Below are 21,540 nucleotides of genomic sequence, written 5' to 3' on the forward strand. Positions count from 1 at the left end.
TTCGTGGGAAGGCCGACACGGACAAGTCCACATGAATGCCGAGCCGGAACGGGATCACGCCCGTTCCGGCTCGCTTTGATGGTGGCGACCGCACTCTGAAAGGCCCGGAGGCGGGGTCTCACGCTGCCGCGCGCACCCATCGGGGCAGCAGGCTCTCGGGATTTGCGCATGCGCCGGGCGTGTAGTTTGCGCCAACGAACTCCAGCCGGGCGGCGAGCGTGCCGTCCCGCCAGGCCGCAAGCGTCTCCATGCAGCCACCGATATGCTTGCCGCCGACAAAGACCTGCGGAATTGTAGGCGAACCGATCCGGGCCCTGAGAGCCTTGCGGATTTCCCCGTCCCGGCCGTTCTTCTGGAATTCCGGAGCATCGATGTCGATGGACCTGTAGACGATTCCGGCACGGTCGAAGAGCTTTCTTACCGTCCAGCAGAATTCGCACCATGTCAGGGCGAATATGACCACCGGATGCTCCGCATCATAGATCGCCTCATCGACAAACGCATGCGCCGACTGATCGATTTGGATTTCGTTCACGGGCGCCGATGAAAGGGCGAAGGACGGCGGCCGGTCGAAGCGGTAGCCGGGTGTGGAGCGAGAGATCGCCTCTTCGGCCGGCGACATTTCCTCGCTGATGTGATCGAACAGGATCGTGCTGAGATACCGCTCGCCCGTGTCAGGCAACATACAGAGCACGTTGCGGTCCGGTCCGACGCGTCGAGCGATTTCCAGTGCGCCGCTCAAGGTAGCCCCGCCGGAGATCCCCGCCAGTATTCCTTCTTCCGTCGCAAGCCGGCGCGCAGCTTCCAAAGCGCTGGCGCCTGAAACCGGCAAGATTTCGTCCACAAGATCGTCAGCCATCGCGTTGCCGACGATCTGCGGAATGAAATCAGGGCTCCAGCCCTGCATCGGGTGTGGCCGGAAGCGAGTGTGCGCCCGAGTGGGCAGTCCGTGTTCGTCGAAAGTTTGGGGAATGCCACTCGACAGCAGCGCCGAATTGTCGGGCTCGCAGACGATGATCCGCGTTTGCGGGCGCTCGCGCTTGAGTACTCGCGCCACACCGGCCAGCGTTCCGCCGGTCCCGGTGCCGGTGACCCAGTAATCGAGTGGACGGTCCTGGAACGCCGCGAGGATTTCGAGCGCTGTCGTGCGGGCATGGACATCGGCGTTGACGGGCGTCTCGAATTGCCGGCAGAGGAACCAGCCGTGCGCTCCGGCCAGCTCGACCGCCTTGGCGAGCATGCCGCTGCCGCGCTCGACGGCAGGGGTCAACACGACCTTGGCACCGAAGAAACGCATCAGCTTGCGGCGTTCGAGGCTGGCGTTCTCCGGCATGACGATGACGAGAGGATAGCCTTTCCGCGCGCAAACCATGGCAAGTCCGATGCCCGTGTTGCCGCTCGTCGCCTCGATCACCGTCTGGCCGGGCCGAAGTGCACCCGAACTCTCCGCTTCTTCGATGATCGCGGCGGCAAGACGGTCCTTGACCGAGCCGCCAGGATTGAACGCCTCGATCTTGGCATAGAGCGAAGCGGCACCATTGTTGATGCGGGAAAGGCGGACGACCGGCGTGTCGCCGATCGTGTCGAGAATGCTGTCGTAAATACTGCTCATCTCAGCTGTCCTTGCCTGGTGATGACGGTGCTCCGCCCTCTTCGATCTCTAAGGTTGGCAGGAAGGCCGTGGTTTGCAGCGTTCGAACCAACGTGGAATTAAATGGATTTCGACGTTTGAATCAGCGGCTCATCGCAGGACCGGCAAGGCGGCGCATAATGGGACCTGCGCTCTTGCGCCGGATGATGCCGCCAAATACGCCCAGAACCACGAGATTGGCCGCGCCTGCGACAGATGCCACCAGGAAAGCGCGCCCATAGCTGCCGAAGCTGTCATAGACGAAACCGCCGAAATAGCCGGCCACGCCCATGCCCAGCCAGGCGACCAGCATGACGATGCCGAGTGACTGGCCAAAGCGTTCGGCTGGCGCAAACTGGCGCACGCAAAGGATCAGGCACGTCATGTTTCCGGCGAAGCCGAAGCCGAAAACCGCCGACAGCGCCAGCAGGCTCAGCTGCTGGTCCAGCGCGGGAAAAATCGCAACGCATGCCGTCTGAATAAACGACGCCAGGGCATAGGCGGCAAGATTGCTTGTCCGGTCGGCGAGGAGCCCGAACGCGATCCGCCCGACGGCGCCGAACAGCATGGCGGTCAGCAGGCTGAGCGATCCGACATCCGAAGACCCGCACACAGCCGTGACGAAGCTCGTGAGGTGCATCAGCGGGACGCCCATGCAGGCGCAGCAAAGGAAGGCTGCAGCTGATAGCAGCGCCACCGGAGAAAGCCGGCCACTTTGGAACCCTGGCTTTGCTGAAAAACGCACCGGCGCGGGAAGGACCTCACCGACGGGCGGCGCCTGAACCGCCGGCATGAAGATCGCCAGCGCAGCCATCGTCGCCACAGCCATGATCGCGTATGCGAGGCGCCAGCCGACGCCGTCGATCAAGGCATTTGCAGCGTAGGGCATTATGCCCTGGCCCAGGGCTCCGCCTGCTGTGACGATCCCTATCGCCAGGCCGCGGCGGCGGTCGAACCAGAGTCCGGTCACTGCAAGTACCGGCGCGTACAGACAGGCAAAGCCTAGCCCGCCCAAAGCGAAGTTGGCCGCATAGATCTGCCAGAGCGAAGTGGCGGAGGAAAGCGCGGCGAGCGCGATCACCATGCCAGCTGAGCCGATGAATAGCAGGCTTTTGACATTCAGGCGGTCCGACAGCCGGCCCCAGAACAGCCCGCCCAACGCCATGCCGACGCTTGATAGCGTGTAGGCAAGGCTGATGTCGGCTCGCGACCAGCCAAACTCCGCCTCAAGCGGTCTGATGAAGACGGATGTCAGCGCCAGGCTGCCAAATCCGAACGCCATGGCGGTCGTGGCGCCGGCCGCAGCCAACAGGCCGCGTAGCCGTATTGCGCCGTCCCGAACCTCCCTGCCTCCAGTTGGTGGTGATTGACGATTCGACATGTTTCTGCCCTCGAAGGACCTCTTCGAAACTGTCATCGGCCAGCGGTATGGAAGCAGGCGTGTGCGTCAGCGTGGAAAGCTCCAACGCGGGCCGTGGAAACGCCCCGCCTAAGCTTGCAGCCTCCTCTCGGTGAACGGCGGATCAGGGAGATCTTATGATCATCGCCAGCGCCACCATGACGGACTGGTTGACACCGAGCATGATCTCGGGACCGGCCAGCGGCAGTTGAACGCGAAAGAAGACAGGGTCTGTATATGGCCAGTCGCCAACTATCCGTCGGAGTAGCTGACCCTTTAGCTAACCTCCCGCGCCGGATCGGCTGCCAGCGCCAGGGAATTTGCGACGTGCTCGAGGTGCTCCTCGTCCAGAATGCTGGTCGCGACGCGGACAGCGTTCGTTTTTCCCGTCGAAAACTTCGCTCCGGCATGGACCGCGATGCCGTGGGCGGCCAGCGTGACCATCGCGTAAGGTTCCGAAGCAACCGGAATGAGGACGCTGAGACCGTGTCCGGCGTCGATATCGACATTGCGTTTGGCCAGTTCGCCGGCGAGCCGTTCGCGACGGCCGCGGTATACCTCCTTCGCCTGCTCGACCAGGGCGGCCGTGGCCGCGTCTTGCAGCAGCCAGGCGGTGGCTGCCTGCAGGATGCGGCTGGTCCATCCCGAGCTGAAGCTGCGGTAGGACTGGATCTGCTCGACGATCGTCGCCGATCCGGACAGCACGGCGAGCCGCAGATCCGGGCCGTGGGTCTTGGAATAGGACAGGATATGGACGACGCGATCGGGAAAACGCCGGCCAAGCGAAATACGCGGCGCCGAGGCAATATCGCCGACGCCGTCATCTTCGACAATCAGCACGTCGGTGCCGGCGAGCAGGTCGCCGATGACTTCCAGCCGCGCCGACGACATGCAGGCGCCGGTAACCGAATGGACGCGCGGCTGGAACAGGAACGCGACGGGCCGCTGCCGCAGAGCGTTGGCAAGTGCATCCGGCAAGGGACCGTCGCTGTCGCAGTCTACCGGGATGATCGGCACATCGAGATCCTCGAGGATGTCGAGCAGGCGAAGCGCCGTCGGGTTCTCGATGGCCACCGGCGCCCCCGGCGGGACCAGCGCATGCAGCAAGGTGTAGATGGCGTTGTAACCGCCATTGGTGGCCAGGAACGCGCCGGGATCGTACGGCCATGACGGGCGCACTGCGGCCTCCAGCTCGGGCAGGATGCGCACCCGCTCGTAGCTGTTGAGCTTTTCGGCGCGCGCACCATGCGCCAGCGCGATGTCGAGCGGCGGCAAGAGCCTCACATCGGGCTCCGCGATCGCCAGGTTCAGAACATCCTGTCCGTAATTGCCGCCGCTCATGTGGCGCTCGGGCCGGGCGGCAAAGCGGTTGCCCATGATCCAGGTGCCGTTGCGTCCGCGGCCGCCGATGATCTTGTAGCGCCGCAACTCGCTCCACGCCTGCGAGACCGTCGCCGGGCTGACGCCAAGCACATAGGCCAGATCGCGCACCGGCGGAAGCTTTGCGCCGACAGGCAGCGCGCCGCTTCTGATCAGCGCACTGGTCTCGCGCGCGATGCCGCGCATCGTGCGGTCGCCAAGGCGATCAGCGAACCATCCTGCATCGAAATCCATCGGCACCCGCGACCATTAAGCAAATGTTCAATAACATAATAACATTTGATCGGCCAAAAATAAACATTTACCAATCGCCGGTCAAACATAGCGTTGAAGTTCATGCCGATGCCCGTTTCCATCACTGTAGCCACCCGCGATTGGGACTATCTCACCCCTTTGGTGCTGGGTGACGTCACTTCGAGCCGCTTGTCGGTGAAGGTTGATCGCGTCGCCACGCTCATTCCGGACCTCGGTACCGATCCGAACTACGATGCGGCGGAGGTCTCATTCAGCCGTTATGTGTCGGCGATGGCTTCGGGCGTCGATACGGTGGTTGGATTACCGTGCTTCATCATGCGCGGCTTTCGCCATCGCTGCATCATAACGGTCGAGACCAGCCCGCTGGAACGGCTTTCCGACCTTGCCGGCAAACGCATCGGCGTGACCGGCTGGCGCGATTCCGGTAACACATGGACGCGCGCGGCGCTTCGCCGGGAAGGCGTCGGCGTCGAGGATGCCTATTGGTTCGCCGGCAGGCTGACATCGGGGCACCCGATCGCCGACCGCCTCGACGGATTCGGCAGGCCGGGGCGCATCGAAGCAGCACCGGGCGAGCGCCCGATGATGGAGCTGCTGGCGCAAGGCGAGCTCGACGCCGTTTTCACGCCCTTCATGCCGGACGGCTTTTTCGGCCCGGCTTCCGGCTTCCGGCAAGTGCTGCGCGATTTTCGCGCGGCCGAACGCGCCTATTTCGCCGACGTCGGTTATGTCCCGGGCATGCATCTGGTCGCCGTCAAGGCCGCCCTAGTCAGGGAGCGCCCCTGGCTGCCGCAGGAACTCGCCAGGCTGATCAACGAAAGCCAGCGCGTCTGGACGGCAAAGCGCCGAAAATATGCCGATACCTCGCCCTGGATCCTCGAGGAGCTGCTTCATGCGGGGCGCGACCTGCCTGCCTCCTGGAACGCCAGCGGCCTGCCGGCCAACCGGCGCATGATCGAGGATTTCGTCACCGAGCTCCATGCCCAGGGCATTCTGGCGGAACCGATTTCCGCCGAAGCCTTGTTTCCTTTCGAGGCCAGATCGCGGGCCACCGCAGCCTGACAACGCACAACGAAGAACACGAAGGAGAATGCCATGAGGACAATCAGCTTCATATTCGCCTCGCTCGTCACCATGCTGGCGCAGGCCAGCTTTGCCCAGGATATCCAGAAGCAATCGGTGAACGAGGATTTGCGGGCCCGGCTGCCGGAAGAGATCCGCACGGCGGGAAAGATCACCGCCGTCAACAACGGCTCGTTCCCGCCCTATGAGATCGTCACCGGCACCGAACTGTCCGGGGCGACCAGGGATATTTCCGACGCCATCGGTCAGCTGCTCGGGGTCGAGATCAATCATGCCTCGGTCGCCGGCCTGCCGGCTTTGCTGAGCGGCATCAATGCCGGCCGTTATCAGTTCGCGATGGGGCCTGTCGGCGACTATCCCGACCGCCAGAAATCCAACGACTTCATCGATTGGGTGCGCGAATACGTCGTCTTCGCCGTCGAGAAGGGCAACCCGCAAGGCATCACCTCGCTCGACACCGCGTGCGGCAAGCGCATCGCCGTCATGTCGGGTGGCTCGGCCGAAAAGGTCATCAAGCAGCAGGCGCAGAAATGCACCGAGGGCGACAAGCCGGCCGTCGAGGTGCAATCCTTCACCGACCAGCCGAGCTCGATACTGGCCGTCCGGTCGAAACGCTCCGACGCATTCTTCTCCTCGCAGGCGCCGCTGACCTATTTCGTCGAGCAGGCGAAGGGCCAGCTGGAACTCGCCGGTGTCGGCCAGGCCAACGGCTTCAAGGACATCTATCAAGGCGCCGTCGTCAAGAAGGGCTCGCCGCTGGGCGGCGTGCTGCTCGACGCGTTCAAGATCCTGATGAAGAACGGCACCTACGCCGCGGTCATGAAGAAGTGGGGTCTCGAGAAGAACATGATCGATGCGCCAGGCATCAACCAGGGCCAGTAGAGGCTGCCATGACCGACGCCACCGCTGCCTACGCGGCCGGGCTGCCGCGACGTCCCGACGACGCGCTGCGCGACGTCAAACGAGCCCACCGGCCGTTTCCGCTCGTCCGGCTGGCGCTCTGGGCGTTCACCGTCGCCGTGGCAGCCGGCTTCGCCTATATCGTTGCAGTCAACCCGAATTTCGGCTGGCCGGTCGTCGCCCAGTATTTCTTCGATCCGACGGTCATGCAGGGGCTTTCCGTAACGCTCGGCCTGACGGTCGTGGCGATGATCCTGGGTATCGTGCTCGGCCTGCTGCTCGCCATCGCGCGCATGTCGAACGATAGGCTGGCATCCCTTCTCTCCGGCCTGTTCATCTGGTTCTTCCGGGGAACGCCGCTGCTGGTGCAATTGATCCTGTGGTACAACCTTTCGACGCTGTTTCCGCGCATTTCCATTGGCTTCGCCAGTTGGAACACCAACGACCTGATCACGCCTTTGACGGCCGCCGTTCTTGGTCTGGCGCTGAACGAGGCCGCCTACATGGCCGAGATCATCCGTGGCGGGCTGCTGTCGGTGGACAAGGGACAGGCCGAAACGGCTGAAGCCTTCGGCATGACCCGCGCGCGGGCCTTGCGGCGCATCATCATCCCGCAGGCGATGCGGTCGATCGTGCCGCCGACCGGCAATCAGCTGATCAGCATGATCAAGGCGACGTCGCTTGTCAGCGTCATCGCCATGGCCGACCTGCTCTACTCGGTGCAGTCGATCTACAACCGCACCTTCGAAATCATTCCGCTGCTGATGGTTGCAGTGCTGTGGTACCTGCTGATCACCTCGGTCCTCAATGTCGCGCAAGGCGCGATCGAACGCCACTACAGCCGCGGCGACCGCGGCGCGCGCGAGAAGACCGCGACCGCCACCCTGGAGGCCGCCAATGAGCGCGCATGACACGCCCCTGGTCCGGGCGCGCAACGTTCACAAGGCGTTCGGCCCGCTCGAGGTGCTGAAGGGCATTGATCTGGACGTCGCGCCTGGCGAGGTCGTGGTCATTCTCGGACCGTCCGGCTCCGGAAAGTCGACCTTCCTGCGATGCATCAATCATCTCGAGGCGATCGACCAGGGGTCGATCGAGGTGGACGGCGAGCAGATCGGTTACCGGTTGCACGACGGCCGCCTCGACAAGCTTTCCGACCGCGCGATCGCCGCGCAGCGGCGCAAGATCGGCATGGTGTTCCAGCAGTTCAATCTCTATCCGCACATGACGACGCTGCAGAACGTCATCGAGGCTCCGGTCGGCGTTCACCGGGAGAACCGCAAGGAGGCGATCGGCTACGGCCGCGAACTGCTGACCCGTGTCGGTCTTGCCGACAAGATCGACGCTTATCCGCGCCAGCTTTCAGGCGGCCAGCAGCAGCGCGTCGCCATCGCCCGTGCGCTCGCCATCCGCCCGAAATTGATGCTCTTCGACGAGCCGACGTCGGCGCTCGATCCGGAGCTGGTCGGCGAGGTGCTCGCCACCATGCGCGATCTCGCCAGGCAGGGCTTGACCATGATCGTGGTCACGCATGAGATCGGGTTCGCCCGCGAAGCGGCGGATCGGGTGGTGTTCATGGACGACGGTAATGTGATCGAGGCCGGGCCTCCGGACGAGGTTCTCGCTAAACCCAGGCACCCGCGCACGCGGGCTTTCTTAAGCCGTTTCATCTAAAAGCAAAACCGGCGCGGCACCTGCTCGGCCGGCAAAGGACCTCCCATGCCAAAGACCTCCAACCAGTTCGCCGACATTTCCGACTTCGCCGACAAGGCCGCCGAGCTTGCAGCGGCCCGCCAGCACCTGCACGCGCATCCCGAGCTTTCATTCCAGGAGCAAGAAACGGCTGCATACGTTGCCGAACGGCTCGAAAGCTGGGGCTATGAGGTGACGCGCAATGTCGGCGGGCTCGGGGTCGTCGGCCGTCTGCGCCAGGGCAGCGGCCGCAGCATCGCCATCCGTGCCGACATGGACGCCCTGCCGATCACCGAAGCGACCAATCTCCCTTATGCCAGCCAGGCCAGCGGCAAGATGCACGCCTGCGGTCATGACGGCCACACCACGATGCTGCTCGGCGCCGCCGAATACCTGGCGCGCACACGGCATTTCAACGGCACGGTGAACCTTATCTTCCAGCCGGCCGAGGAAGCCGGCAAGGGAAGCGGGGCGCAGGCGATGATCGCCGACGGCCTGTTCGAGCGCTTTCCCTGCGATGCGATATTCGGGCTGCACAACCACCCGGGCGCGCCGACGGGTTCGTTCCTGATGCGCGCCGGGCCGCTGATGGCGGCGAGCGATACCGTCACCATCAGGATCGCCGGGCGTGGCGGCCACGCCTCGCGTCCGCACCTGACGGTCGACCCGATCGTCGCTGCCGCCAACATCGTCATGACCCTGCAGACGGTGGTGTCGCGCAACGTCAACCCGATCGAGACAGCTGTCGTCACCGTCGGCACGATTCACGGAGGCACGGCCTCCAACGTCATCCCGGAACACGCCGAAATCACGCTGAGCGTCCGCTCCTTCTCGGCCGAGATCCGCGACACGCTCGAGCAGCGTATTCGCAATATCGCAGCACTTGTGGCGCAGGCGCATGGCGCAACGGTCGAGATCGATTACGAGCGCGGCTACCCAGTGGTGGTCAACTCCGAGCGCGAGACGTCCTTTGCGACAGACATCGCTGTCGAACTCGTCGGTCAGGACAAGGTGTCCGTCTGCCCGTTGATCCCCGGCAGCGAAGATTTTTCTTATTTCCTCGAACACAAACCCGGTTGCTTCCTGCGCCTCGGAAACGGCGAGGATTCAGCCATCCTGCACAGCTCGAAATATGATTTCAACGACGGCAATCTGACCGTCGGCGCAGCGCTCTGGGCTCGTTTGACCGAGAGATTCCTGGCCGCTTGATCCATACTTGCGGCTGGGATTGTCGATCGGCCGGTCGAGCATTATTGGGGCGACCGGCCGCGCGACGATGCTCAACGAATTCTCACGCATTCCCCCTCTTCGAATGCGATAAGAGCTTCGCTTTCAGACAAACAAAAAGTCACTCGTCGTCAGCGGGCTTGTAAAGTTTGCGAGAGTAACTTGATCGACTCCTGCGGTAATGATGGTGTCGGTTCCACTTTGCGCAATTGTGAGATCATCGAACGATTGCACGCCCTCCACGCCACTAAACACGATGGTGTCGCCTTGGGTCTGGCTGAAGTCGTAGATGGTGTTTTGGGTTCCGACCGTCATTGAACCATCGTCCTTGAATATGAATTGATCTCTGCCGCCCTGAGCCAGTTCGCTCAGTTGCCCGTCACCCCACATGTCGTTGATGACGGTGCAGCCGGGTGCCGCGCTCCCGGCGTACAGGGTATCGTTTCCGCCCAGAGCCGAACCGGACATCTGCAGAGCGTCGCCGCACAAGAAGTTACGGACTTGGCCGCTTTCGCTGTTCTGGCCGCCGGTAAGAATATCGTTGCCGCCCGTGGCGGACTCCGACATAGCGAATGCGTCGCCGTACAACTCGTTTAGAACATCAGGAAAGGCGCTTTTGTCCCCGCCGGTCAGGGTGTCATTGCCGCCCACAGCGCTGCCGAGCATCGTGACAGCGTCGCCATACCCCAAATTATGGGTGCCGTGCAGCACGGCCACATCATCGCCCCCAAGCGCATGGTCGAACATACTGCCGCCCGCGTCGCCGTAGAAAGTTATCTCCGAGCCACCCGCGCTCGTGAAGTTGTCGTTGCCGCCCGCGGCAAAACCGGAAAGATCGCCGCCCGCATCGCCATAAAGAGTTTTGCTCGGGATCGCCCCACCCAGGTCTGTGTAACGGTCGTCGCCGCCCTGAGCATGGTCCGACATGTTGCCGCCGGCATCACCGAAGAAAGTGTTGGTGGAAAAGAAGGCGCCCGTGAAGGTGTCGTTGCCACCCTTACTGTAGTCCGACATATCGCCGCCGGCATCACCGTAGAAAGTGTTGTTGGAGTCGGTCCTGCTCGTGAAACTGTCGTCGCCGCCCTGCGCATTGCCGGACATGTTGCTGCCGGCGTCACCGAAGAAAGTGTTGGTGGCCTGCCTGGAGCCCTGGAAGGTGTCGTTGCCGCCCCTGCTGTGATCCGACATTTCGCCGCCCGCATCACCGTAGAAGGTGTGGTCAGCTCCTTGTTTAGTTTGGGTCAGGAAAGTGTCGTCACCGCCTTGAGCAAAGCCGAACATGTTGCCGCCGGCGTCACCGTAGAACGTGTTGTCTACCCGTCGACCCACTTCACTGCTGAAGGTATCGTTGCCGCCCTTGCTGTGGTCAGACATGTCGCCGCCGGCGTCGCCGTAAAAAGTGTTGAAGGAGTCGCCCTCGGCCCTAAAACTGTCGCCGCCGCCCTGGGCGTGACCGAACATGTTGCCGCCGGCATCACCGTAGAAAGTGTAGGTGCCTAGCGAGGCGCCCGTGAAAGTGTCGTTGCCGCCCTTGCTGTGGTCCGACATATCGTCGCCAGCATCACCGTAGGCAGTAGTGGTTGTGGAGATTGGCAGCGCCGTGAAGGTGTCGTTGCCGCCCTTAGAAAAATCGAACATGCTGCCGCCAGCATCGCCGATTAAGATAGCTGTAGCCAGGTCGCTAGTGAGGATGTCATCGGTACCCCATTGATGATCCACCAGATCGCCGGGAGTAAAAGGAACGCGTGTAGACATTATCCGCTCTCCTGTTAAGCCTACCCGTCCCATGACAGCCGTACGATGTGAGGCAAAAACGAGCAATAATCCCGAATGGCTATGTCTTTAGGCGTAGGGATCGGTGCCTCGTTAACGGCGCGCTTGGCGGCAGCTTCCTGAGGCCGTCCTATTCCGGACTATCCCAGCCTTGCCCGAGCCTTCGCCGTCCAGGCGTTGAACAGCCGGTCTGCGACGATGCCGATGAAGGCGATGGCCAGGCCGGCGACGATGCCGCGACCGGAATCGGCCTTGGACAGGGCGATGAACACCTCCTGGCCGAGATCGCGCGTGCCGACCATGGCGCAGATGATGATCATCGCCAGCGCCATCAGGATGGTCTGGTTGACGCCGAGCATAATCTCGGGCAACGCCAGCGGCAGCTGCACGCGAAAGAAGGTCTGGCGCCTGGTGCAGCCCGAAACCTTCGCCGCCTCGATCAGCGCCGGCGGCACCTGTCGAATGCCGTGATTGGTATAGCGGATCGCCGGCACCACGGCGAACGCGACGGTGGCGATCATCGCGGTGACGTCGCCGACCCTGAACAGCATGACCACCGGAATGATGAAGCAGAACGACGGCAGCACCTGCAGCGTGTCGATGACCGGCGTGACGATATTTTCGAAGCGGTCGCTGCGCGATGCCATCAGCCCGATCGGGATGCCGATCAGGCAGGCGATAAAGGCCGAGATGCCGCACAAATAGACCGTCGCCATGGTCTTTTCCCAAAGTCCGGTGGCGGCGCAGAACGCTGTCAATGCCGCGACCAGGGCGGCGAGGCGCAAGCCGCCGAGCTGGTAGCCGGCAAGGCCGAGGAGACACACCGCGCCCAGCCACGGAAAGCCCTCGCAGAAGGCGCGCACCGGGTTGAGCACATTGAGGATAAGCGCCACGCGGAACGCTTCGATCGTGTCGAAGAAGTTGATGGTGATCCAGTTCACCGCCGCCTTCCACAAAGGCGCGGTGGTGAAGGTGATCGCTTTCGGCACCGCGGCGAACGCCGGCACGAACAGGCCGAGCAGCGTGGCGACGGCGAGGATGGCAACGGCCAGCGTCAGATTGGGATAGCGCCGCCAGAAACTCGTGCTGGCCTGATGGCGGACATTGCCCTTGGCGTGATTGTGCGCGATCGCCTGGCTCAGCCGGTCGAGTGCAATTGCCAGTGCGACGATGGCGAGGCCAGCTTCCATCGCCTCGCCGACCTTGAGCGCGCGCAACGCCAAAAGCACGTCATAGCCGAGCCCACCGGCACCGATCATCGAGGCGATGATCACCATATTGAGCGCCAGCATGATGACCTGGTTGACGCCGACCATCAATGTCGGCCGCGCCGACGGCAACAGCACCCGCCACAGCTTTTGCCGTGCCGTGCAGCCGGCCATCTCGCTGAAATCGTCGATCTCCGACGGCACCCGCGACAGGCCGAGCATCGTCGCCCGCACCATTGGCGGCGTCGCGAAAATTGCCGTCGCGATCATTGCCGAGACCGGGCTGTTGCCGAACAGAAGCAGCATCGGGATCAGATAGGCGAAGGTCGGGATCGTCTGCATCAGATCGAGGGCAGGGGAGATCAACAACCTCTCCGCCCAAGGCTTGCGCCATGCCCAGATGCCGGCGAACAGCCCGGTGACAATGCAAAACGGCACGGCGATCGAGATCAAGCCCAGCGTCAGCATGGCGCTGGTCCACTGCCCGAACAGCGCGATGTAGAGAAAACAGCCGCCGGCCAGCGCACCCAGCTTCCAGCCGCCGGCGGCGCGTCCGGCAAGGTAGGCGGCAGCGCAGACGCCGACCCAGGACAGGCGCGGCAAGACGATCATATCCGCGCCATGGCCGATCTTGAAATTCTTGGCCAGAAGACCGAGCGCGAAATCGAGCGGCACGCCGAGCACCGCGGTGATCGAGCGGGTCAGCCAGGAGAAGTTCGACTTCACCCAGTTCATCAGCGCACCGACCCAGTCTGCGACAGGAACGATCGCGCCGGCCGGGTAATTGACCGCCCAGGGCAGGCTTTCCTGCAGCAGGAAGACGATAAGCACGGCGGCGAGCGCGCAGGCCCAGATCGCCAGCCAGGTTTGAACCGGCCGGGGCCTCGCTGCGCTGCCGCTTGCCGTGACCGTCATGCGCCAGCCCCACGACGTTCTATGCCGGCGAGAAGATCGATCACTGCCTGCGGCGTGACTAAGCCGATCGGCTTGCCGGTGCCGTTGACCACCGCGAAGGGCTTGCCGGCAGAGACGATATCAGCCGAAAAACTTGATATCTTGGCATCCGGCGCGACCGTGCCGCCGTACTCGGCGCCGTCGCAGGCGCGCATCAGGCTGCGCGCCGATATCACCTTGGCGCGATCGACATCGCGGGTGAATTCGGCGACATAGTCGGTCGCCGGATTGACCACCAGCTCTTCCGGCGTGCCGATCTGGATGACCTCGCCGTCCTTCATGATGGCGATCCGGTCGGCCAGCCGGATGGCCTCGTCGAAATCATGGGTAATGAAGACGATGGTCTTGTGCAGCATGGTCTGCAGCCGCATCAGCTCGTCCTGCATCTCACGGCGGATCAGCGGATCGAGGGCCGAGAACGGCTCGTCGAGGAACCAGATTTCCGGCTTTGTGGCGAGGCTGCGGGCGATGCCGACGCGCTGCTGCTGGCCGCCGGAAAGCTCGCGCGGATAGAAATGCTCGCGACCGCGCAAGCCGACCAGCTCGATCACTTCCCGCGCGCGCGCCTCGCGCGTCGGCCGGTCCTGCCCCTGGATGCCGAGGGGGAAGGCAATGTTCTCCAGTACGTTGAGATGCGGCAGCAAGGCAAAATTCTGGAACACCATGCCCATGCGGTGGCGTCGCAGCTCGATCAGCGCGGCATCGGAAATCTTGAGCAGGTCCTTGCCTTCAAACTCGACCTTGCCGTGGGTCGGCTCGATCAGCCGCGACATGCAGCGCACCAGCGTCGACTTGCCTGACCCCGAAAGTCCCATGATGATGAAGATCTCGCCCTGGCGGATTTCGAGATCGACGGCGCGCACCGCGCCAACCAGTCCGGCAGCGGCGATGTCCGCCAGGCTGGCCTTGCCGTCGCGCCGGCGGATGAAATCGGCCGCGTCCGCCCCGAACAGCTTCCAGACATTGCGACAGGCAAGCTTTATCGGGCGGGCGTCGTTGCCCGCTTTCGCCGCCTGTTCAATCGTATCGGTCATGCGATCGTCCTTCTGGAACACGGGATCGAGACCCGGCCACGGATGGCCGGGTCGTCGGATTTCCAGTCAGACGGTCACTCGGCCCAGGCTTTCCAGTCGGCTTCGTGGGCGGCGATCCAGGCGGCGGCGACGTCTTCCGGCGTCTTGCCTTCGAGATCGATCTCGCCGCTCATCTTGTTGAGCTCGTCGGTGTCGACCGTGTAGTTTTTCGCGACCTTGTAGGCGACAGGCCATTTGTCCTTCATGCCGGCCCAGGAATATTTCCAGATCTCGCCATGCGGCTTGCCGCAGTCATATTTCGCGTCGGGGTTCACACCCCATTTCGGGTCGGTGTAGCACTCTGTCGTATAGTCAGGGAATTCGACCCATTCGCCCTTGTATTTGGCCGGCGCCCAATGCGGCGAATAGATCCACAGCATGATCGGCGCCTTGCGCTGATAGGCCGAGTCCAGTTCGGCGAACATCGCCGCATCGGTTCCGGCATGGATGACGGTGAAGGGCAGTTTCAGCGCCTCGACGCGTTCGTCGTCAAAACCTTCCCATGTCACCGGGCCGCCGAGATAGCGCCCCTTCGGTGTGGTTTCGGCCGTCGAAAAGGCCTCGGCGCATTTCGGATCTTTCAGCGCTTCCCAGTTCGGCAGGCCGGGGCATTTCTCTTTCATATATTCGGGAAACCACCATTCTTCCTTGGCCTTGGGTCCGAGCTTGCCGAGGCGTTCGGTCTGGCCCGTCGCGTCCGAGGCCTTCATCGCCTCGCCGGCCGTCGTGTCCCAGAATTCCAGGCCGACATCGATGTCGCCATTGGTCAGGCCGGTGGTCAGGCTGGAGAGATAGTCGGCGGTCGGATACTCGACGGTATAGCCGAGCTTTTCGAGGATGCCGCCGAGGATCTTGGCGTTCAGATTGACGCTGGTCCAATCGAACAGTGCGATCTTGATCGGGTCGTTGGATTCCGGCGCTGCCGCATAGGCCGAAGATGTCAGTGCGGCTGCGGCAAGTGTTAAGGCTCCCATTGAGAAATTCGAAATCATGCTCCGAAGTGACATGCTTGTTCTCCTGTCAAGCTCTGGTGGACGTTATCGTTAGTTCCCTTCTTGCGTCTTTTTTGATTGTGTTGGAACAGCTGGTCGTTGCGCAAGGCCGTAGGCGCCACAATGCTGCCGAAGCGGATGCCGGCGCAAAACGGGGGTGGTGCCCAAATTGGTGAAGATGTGGCGGGACCGGCCGCGTCATGACTGCCGAAGGATTGCTGCCAAGGCAGTCATCCACGGATCGATCGCCGGTCTTGAGGGGCAAACCATCAAAGTCCCATGATCTCGGCTGTTGGCTCAGCAACTCGCCCAGAGCCACTTTCATGGGATGAAATTATATATACCAACGTTCACGTCGCGCAACGATTAACGCCGGTGCCAATTTCACGGCCCGTCTTTTTACATGGACCCGCAGATCGGTTCGAAAAAAGCCAAGGTTGCCGGTCATCCCGTATGCGAGCCGCGAGGACAGGGTACCGATACAATGCAGCAGACCAAAATGCCTTACTTCTTCGCCAACCGCGGGATCGCCGCCGGCTTGTGACCTTTCAACACCAGATCATATCCGAGGCTTTCATGACCTCTTCCTTGAACAGACTGCGAATTGCCGTGCTCTTTGGCGGACGTTCCGCCGAACATGACGTTTCGGTGCTTTCAGCAACCAATGTCATGCGTGCGCTGCTGTCCGCCAAATACGATGCCCTCCCAATCTTCGTCACGAGCGAAGGACAGTGGCTGCTGAGCAGCTTCCAGGATGGTACGCTCGCAAAACCTGCGGCCGGCATGGAAGTTTGCCTGGTTCCGGGCGGGCGCGGACGGATGATGGCGATCCCGGCCGACGGCACGCCCTATGATCTGCCGAAGATCGACATCCTGTTTCCTGTCCTGCACGGCCCTCATGGCGAAGACGGCTCGGTACAGGGGGTGGCCGAGGTGGCTCGGGTGCCGCTCGCCGGCTGCGGCATCCTGGGTTCGGCAACCGCGCTGGACAAGGACATCGCCAAACGGCTCCTGGAAGCGGCGGGGCTGCCAATCGCGCGCTCAGTGACGATCCATGAAGGTGCGGCGCCCGCCCTCGCTGCACTGGAAAGCGAACTCGGCCTGCCGTTCTTCATCAAACCGGCGCGTCAGGGATCGTCTGTCGGCGTCGGAAAAGTCCATGCCAGCCAGGAATTCGATGGAGCGCTTGCTGAAGCCTTCCGGCACGATTGCAAGCTGTTGGCCGAGGAATTCATTCGTGGGCGCGAGATCGAATATAGCGTGTTGGAGGACCCGGCAGGCGACCTGTTCGTCTCGCGGCCAGGCGAGATCGTGCCGGCCGAAAGCCACGATTTCTACAGCTACGATGCCAAATACATCGACGAGAACGGCGCGGCACTTAAAGTGCCGGCCGAACTGCCGCCGGAGGTCGAGGCAGCCATGCGGGACGTGGCCGCAAGGGCTTTCAGAGCCGTCGGCTGTGACGGGATGGCGCGCGTCGACTTTTTCCTGACACCGGACATGCAATTCCTGGTCAATGAAATCAACACCATCCCCGGCTTCACCGATATCAGCATGTATTCCAAGGCAATGGCGGCGAGCGGCGTCAGCTATTCCGAAATCATCGACCGGCTCGTGGAGCATGGATTGGCACGGGCCGGCCGACCAGGCTGAACGCAGCGAAGCGGCTTTCATATCCGGTGGATGGTACGTTGGCCCGCGCCGCCGCTCACGACATGATCAGGCCGCCATCGACATTGATGGTCTGGCCGGTGATGTAGGCTGCATCGTCGCTGGCCAGAAAGCTGACCAGGCCGGAGACATCTTCGCCGCTGCCGGCGCGGCCCATCGGGATGTTCTTCACCCATTCGGCCATCAGCTCGCCGGGCTTGTAGTCGCCCATCAACTTGCCCCATGCGGCGTCGTTATAGGCCCACATATCGGTGTCGATGATGCCGGGGCAGATCGCGTTGACGGTGATCTTCTCCTTGGCCACTTCCTTGGCCAGGCTCTGGGTGACGCCGACGACGCCGAATTTCGAGGCCGCATAATGCGGCGTGTAGATAAAGCCCTGCCGCGCCTGGCCGGATGCGGTGTTGATCAGCCGGCCGCCATCGCCATGCTTGCGGATGCGCGCGATCGCCTCCTGGCAGCACAGGAACACGCCCTTGGTGTTGACCGCCATCACCTTGTCCCATTCGGCCTCGGTTATCGCCTCGATCCTGGCGATGGTGATGACACCGGCATTCTGCACGGAGATGTCGATGCGGCCGAATTGTTGCTCGGCCAGGTCATAAAGGGCGACGACCTCGTCCTTTTTGGTCACGTCCATGCGCAGCGATGCGACCCTGGCGCCCGCAGCCTTGAGATCGGCGGCGACCTCGTCGACGCGCGCGTCGATGGCGCTGACGACGACCGCGGCACCTTCCGCCGCGAAGCGCCTGGCCATTGCCGCACCAATGCCGCCGCTGGCGCCGGTGATGACCGCCGTTTTTCCCTGGAATCGCATCTGCATTTTTTCTCCTACCAGCAGACGAAGCCGCCATCGACGATCAGGTCGATGCCGGTGACGAAACTCGAGGCGCGGCTGGCCAGGAACACGGTCGGGCCGACCATCTCCTCCGGCGCCGCCATGCGGCCCATCGGCGTGTCGCGCTCGAAGATTTTGACCTGGTCGGCGACCTCCGGCCGCTTGTTCATCGGCGTCAGCGTGTAGCCGGGGCTGACGACATTGACGCGCAGGCCGCGATCGGCCCATTCCATGGCGAGGCTCTTCGACATGTGGATCACCGCGGCCTTCGACGAATTGTAATGCGCCTGGGTCAGGCCGCGATTGACGATCGAGCCCGACATCGACGCGATGTTGATGATCGAGCCATTGCGCCGCGTCAGCATGGCGCGGGCCTCGGCCTGGCAGGACAGGAACACGCCGCTGACATTGACGTCATAGAGCTTCTGCCATTTCTCCAGCGACAGCATCTCTGCCGGTTCAGCTCCGGCGACGCCGGCATTATTGACGGCGATGGTCAACGCGCCGAGTTCCATCTCCGTACGCTCGATCGCGGCCGCGAGATCGGCCTCTGAAGTCACCGTGCCGTTCAGCACCAGCGCCTTGCGGCCGAGTGCCGTGATCCGGTGCGCGGTCTCCTCCAGCCCGCCTTTCGAGGCGTGGCCGAAGCAGGCTATGTCGGCGCCGGCCTCGGCCAGCCCAATGGCGATTGCCTGCCCGATGCCGCTGCCGGCGCCTGTCACAAGTGCCACGTCACCATGAAGGTCGAATAATTTCATCGTCGGTCCCTCTGCTCCAACCGCCGTCCTCCGGAAATAAAGGGGCGCCAACTCTGTTGCTGGCGCCCCGCGCGGTCTGGTGCCCGGGAGGATACCACCTGCTGCGCTTTGTTTCGATGGGCTGTTCCTAGCTCGTGGCGAGTTCCATCACGGCGATATTGCTTGCTTCGCTGCGGTCGAGAATGCCGCGTTGCCGGCCGCGGCTCACCACCAGCACGCGATGCGACAGGCCGAGAACTTCCTCGAGGTCGGAGCTCACCACCACCACCGCCATGCCGGAGCGGGCAAGGTCGGCGATGACATCATAGATCGCGGCGCGTGCACCGACGTCGATGCCGCGCGTCGGCTCGTCCAGGATGAATACCTTGGGCGGGCGCGACACCCATTTGGCGATGATCACTTTCTGCTGGTTGCCGCCGGAAAGCTTGCTGACCGCCTGGTTCGGCCGGCCCTTGACGCCGAGCCGGCGAATGCCGGCCTCGGCGAATTTCTGCACCGCCTTCGGGAACACCCAGCCATTCGGCGCGACATGGTCGAAATTGCCGATCGCCAGGTTCTCGCCGATCGTCTGGTCGAGCACCACGCCCTGCGCCTTGCGGTCTTCCGGTACCAGGACGACGCCGGCCTTGATCGCCGCCGCCGGGCCATTGAGATGCACCGGCTTGCCGGCGACGCGCACCGATCCCGATGAGATCGGATCGGCACCGGCGATCGCCCGCACCAGCTCCGTGCGTCCGGCGCCGATCAGCCCGGCAATGCCGAGGATTTCGCCGGCCCGCACTGAAAAGCTGACATTTTGAAAGCTGCGTTCCGGCGAGGACAGGTTCTCGACCTCGAGCAGCGTGTCGTTGCCCGGCGCCGATACCGTAGGGAACATCCGCTCGACACTGCGGCCGACCATTTGCTCGACGACAGTGCGCACCGGAATGTCGGCGCGCTCGTGCCGGGCGACGATGCGCCCGTCGCGCATCACCACCACGCGATCGGCGATCTGGGCGATCTCGTCCAGCCGGTGGCTGATATAGATGAAGGACATGCCTTCCGCCTTGAGCTTGCGGATCTGCTGGAACAGGAGCTCCGTTTCCTCGCCGCCAAGGGCTGCGGTTGGTTCGTCGAAGATCAGCAGCTCGGCATTGAGCGTCAGCGCCTTGGCGATCTCGACCTGCTGCTGGGCGGCGATACGCAGCGTGCGCACCTTGCGCTCGGGCGAGACATCGAGGCCGAGGCGCTTCAACTGGGCCGATGCCCGCGCATTCATTGCCGCGCGGTCGATGCGGCCGCCACGCATCGGCAGGCGCCCGACATAGACGTTTTCGGCGACCGACAGATCGGGCAAGAGCTTCAGCTCCTGGTGGATCATGCCGATGCCGACGTCGATCGCCGCGGCAGGATTGGCGGGGGAATAAGCGTTCCCCCGCCAGGTGATGGTGCCGGCATCGGGTTTCGTCGACCCGGCGATGATGTTCGAGACAGTCGACTTGCCGGCGCCGTTTTCGCCAAGCAGCGCCACGACCTCGCCCGGCCGCACCTCGAAGCTCGCATCGGCCAGGACCTGCACCGGCCCGTAGCTTTTGCAGAGGCCGCTGACGACGAGCCCGTTATGGGGGCTGTGCGTGTGGCGAGGATCGGTGGACATCGTTGCCCTCGTCGATTGCCGGACTGGTCTCAATCAGGGATGCTTGGCGATGAACTGCTCGACATTGTCCTTGGTGGTCAGCGTCGCATCCTGCAGCTGTTCGGCGGGAATGGTCTCGCCGGCCACCAGCTTGATTGCTGCATCGACGGCGAGCCGGCCCATGCCCTGGGTCTGCTGCGTCGCGGTCACGTCGAAGACGCCGTCCTTCAGTGCCTTGAGCGCCGCCACGTCGCCGTCGAAGCCGGCAACCCAGACCTTGTGGCCGGGATTGGCGACCTTGACGGCCTGCGCCGCACCGAGCGCCAGCGCGTCGGCCTGGCCGATGACGATCGACACGTCGGGGTGCGACTGCAACAGATCCTGCGTCAGCTTGAAGCCTTCGTCCTGGTGCCAGCCTTCGCTCCACAATTCGCCGACAACCTTGATGTCGGGATAGCCTTTCAGCGCTTCGCCGCAGCCCTTCGAGCGGTCGACCTCGGGCGTCGTGCCCTTCTGGCCGTGGATGATGATCAACTCGCCCTTGCCGCCGGCCTGCTTGGCGATGTAGTCGCAAACCGCCTTGGCCGATGCCACGCTGTTGGTGGCGATGAAGGTGTCGCCGGGCGCGCCGTCGGCGTTGCGGTCGACATTGATGACTGGGATGCCGGCAGCCTTGGCGGTCTTGGTCGGCACGGTGGCGGCGGTGGCGCCGGCCGGAATGTAGATCAGCGCGTCGATGTTTTGCGTGATCAGGTCCTGTACCTGGCTGACCTGGGTCGCCGAATCGCCCTTGGCATCGACGGTAACGACCTCTATGCCCTTTTCCTTGCCGTAGGCTTCGACGGACTGCTTGATCTGATTGAAGAAGTCGGCCTGCAGATTGGCGACGGCGAGGCCGAGCTTTTTGGCCTCCTTGGCCGAGGCCATGTCGGACAGGCCAAGCAGCGGGATGACGGCCGCGGCGGCAAGCAGCAATGAACGTTTGGTCAGCATGTTTATTCCTCCGTTGATGTTCAATCTGTCCTGCCCGCGCATCGCGGCGCCCCTTGGCCGAACAACTCCCAGTTTCGGATCACCGATCCGTTTTCGCCCGAA

17 protein-coding genes are annotated in these 21,540 nt (G+C 63.1%); 6 read left to right on the forward strand and 11 right to left on the reverse strand.

Annotated features, from left to right (window positions below; translation table 11 throughout):
* Nucleotides 1-118: 118 nt before the first annotated feature.
* The 3 genes from cysK to NKI59_RS13470 all read right to left on the reverse strand — a co-directional run bounded on the left by cysK (nucleotide 119) and on the right by NKI59_RS13470 (nucleotide 4,643).
* Nucleotides 119-1,612: a cysteine synthase A gene (gene cysK, locus NKI59_RS13460; RefSeq protein WP_352621163.1), complete on the reverse strand. Its 1,494-nt coding sequence runs from the start codon at nucleotides 1,610-1,612 to the stop codon at nucleotides 119-121.
* Between the two features lie 121 nt (nucleotides 1,613-1,733).
* Nucleotides 1,734-3,047: an MFS transporter gene (locus NKI59_RS13465; RefSeq protein ID WP_352704687.1), complete on the reverse strand. Its 1,314-nt coding sequence runs from the start codon at nucleotides 3,045-3,047 to the stop codon at nucleotides 1,734-1,736.
* Nucleotides 3,048-3,305: 258 nt separating this feature from the next.
* Nucleotides 3,306-4,643, reverse strand: a complete 1,338-nt coding sequence (locus NKI59_RS13470; protein ID WP_352590167.1) for an aminotransferase-like domain-containing protein — start codon at nucleotides 4,641-4,643, stop codon at nucleotides 3,306-3,308.
* Between the two features lie 108 nt (nucleotides 4,644-4,751).
* Here NKI59_RS13470 and NKI59_RS13475 point away from each other — a divergent pair, with 108 nt between their 5' ends.
* The 5 genes from NKI59_RS13475 (at nucleotide 4,752) to NKI59_RS13495 (ending at nucleotide 9,545) form a co-directional block, all read left to right on the forward strand.
* Nucleotides 4,752-5,726: a substrate-binding domain-containing protein gene (locus NKI59_RS13475; protein WP_352704689.1), complete on the forward strand. Its 975-nt coding sequence runs from the start codon at nucleotides 4,752-4,754 to the stop codon at nucleotides 5,724-5,726.
* A 72-nt stretch (nucleotides 5,727-5,798) separates the two neighbouring features.
* Nucleotides 5,799-6,629 (forward strand): ABC transporter substrate-binding protein, encoded by an 831-nt coding sequence (locus tag NKI59_RS13480; RefSeq protein WP_502901056.1) that lies wholly within the window; start codon nucleotides 5,799-5,801, stop codon nucleotides 6,627-6,629.
* Nucleotides 6,630-6,637: 8 nt separating this feature from the next.
* Complete coding sequence (locus tag NKI59_RS13485; RefSeq protein ID WP_352455187.1) at nucleotides 6,638-7,558, forward strand: amino acid ABC transporter permease; 921 nt, start codon at nucleotides 6,638-6,640, stop codon at nucleotides 7,556-7,558.
* Complete coding sequence (locus NKI59_RS13490) at nucleotides 7,545-8,318, forward strand: amino acid ABC transporter ATP-binding protein (protein WP_352704693.1); 774 nt, start codon at nucleotides 7,545-7,547, stop codon at nucleotides 8,316-8,318. The genes NKI59_RS13485 and NKI59_RS13490 overlap by 14 nt, the downstream gene beginning before the upstream one ends.
* Before the next feature lie 45 nt (nucleotides 8,319-8,363).
* A complete protein-coding gene (locus tag NKI59_RS13495) occupies nucleotides 8,364-9,545 on the forward strand; it encodes a M20 aminoacylase family protein (RefSeq protein WP_023674015.1) in 1,182 nt (393 codons plus the stop codon).
* A gap of 123 nt (nucleotides 9,546-9,668) precedes the next feature.
* On the opposite strand, the gene NKI59_RS13500 is transcribed toward NKI59_RS13495, so the two are convergent.
* The 4 genes from NKI59_RS13500 to NKI59_RS13515 form a co-directional block, all read right to left on the reverse strand.
* A complete protein-coding gene (locus NKI59_RS13500; RefSeq protein WP_352704695.1) occupies nucleotides 9,669-11,318 on the reverse strand; it encodes a hypothetical protein in 1,650 nt (549 codons plus the stop codon).
* A gap of 158 nt (nucleotides 11,319-11,476) precedes the next feature.
* Nucleotides 11,477-13,459: an ABC transporter permease gene (locus NKI59_RS13505; protein WP_352704697.1), complete on the reverse strand. Its 1,983-nt coding sequence runs from the start codon at nucleotides 13,457-13,459 to the stop codon at nucleotides 11,477-11,479.
* Nucleotides 13,456-14,532, reverse strand: coding sequence for a quaternary amine ABC transporter ATP-binding protein (locus NKI59_RS13510; RefSeq protein ID WP_031211022.1), 1,077 nt, complete (start codon nucleotides 14,530-14,532; stop codon nucleotides 13,456-13,458). Before NKI59_RS13510 ends, NKI59_RS13505 begins: the two co-directional genes overlap by 4 nt.
* Before the next feature lie 74 nt (nucleotides 14,533-14,606).
* Nucleotides 14,607-15,578: an ABC transporter substrate-binding protein gene (locus NKI59_RS13515; protein WP_031211023.1), complete on the reverse strand. Its 972-nt coding sequence runs from the start codon at nucleotides 15,576-15,578 to the stop codon at nucleotides 14,607-14,609.
* Nucleotides 15,579-16,139: 561 nt separating this feature from the next.
* On the opposite strand from NKI59_RS13515, the gene NKI59_RS13520 reads away from it, so the two are divergent.
* Entirely contained in the window at nucleotides 16,140-17,216 is a 1,077-nt protein-coding gene (locus tag NKI59_RS13520; protein ID WP_352590425.1) for a D-alanine--D-alanine ligase family protein, read from the forward strand.
* A gap of 55 nt (nucleotides 17,217-17,271) precedes the next feature.
* On the opposite strand, the gene NKI59_RS13525 is transcribed toward NKI59_RS13520, so the two are convergent.
* The 4 genes from NKI59_RS13525 to NKI59_RS13540 form a co-directional block, all read right to left on the reverse strand.
* Nucleotides 17,272-18,057 (reverse strand): SDR family oxidoreductase, encoded by a 786-nt coding sequence (locus NKI59_RS13525; protein ID WP_352704699.1) that lies wholly within the window; start codon nucleotides 18,055-18,057, stop codon nucleotides 17,272-17,274.
* 8 nt (nucleotides 18,058-18,065) lie between these two features.
* Nucleotides 18,066-18,830 carry an SDR family oxidoreductase gene (locus tag NKI59_RS13530; protein ID WP_352590138.1) on the reverse strand — a complete coding sequence of 255 codons (765 nt, stop codon included), beginning with the start codon at nucleotides 18,828-18,830 and terminating at the stop codon, nucleotides 18,066-18,068.
* A 127-nt stretch (nucleotides 18,831-18,957) separates the two neighbouring features.
* A complete protein-coding gene (locus NKI59_RS13535) occupies nucleotides 18,958-20,466 on the reverse strand; it encodes a sugar ABC transporter ATP-binding protein (protein WP_352621184.1) in 1,509 nt (502 codons plus the stop codon).
* A 33-nt stretch (nucleotides 20,467-20,499) separates the two neighbouring features.
* Entirely contained in the window at nucleotides 20,500-21,438 is a 939-nt protein-coding gene (locus tag NKI59_RS13540) for a sugar ABC transporter substrate-binding protein (protein WP_254820381.1), read from the reverse strand.
* Between the last annotated feature and the right edge of the window lie 102 nt (nucleotides 21,439-21,540).

The sequence above is a fragment of the Mesorhizobium sp. M0598 genome (assembly GCF_040320865.1).
GTDB lineage: Bacteria > Pseudomonadota > Alphaproteobacteria > Rhizobiales > Rhizobiaceae > Mesorhizobium.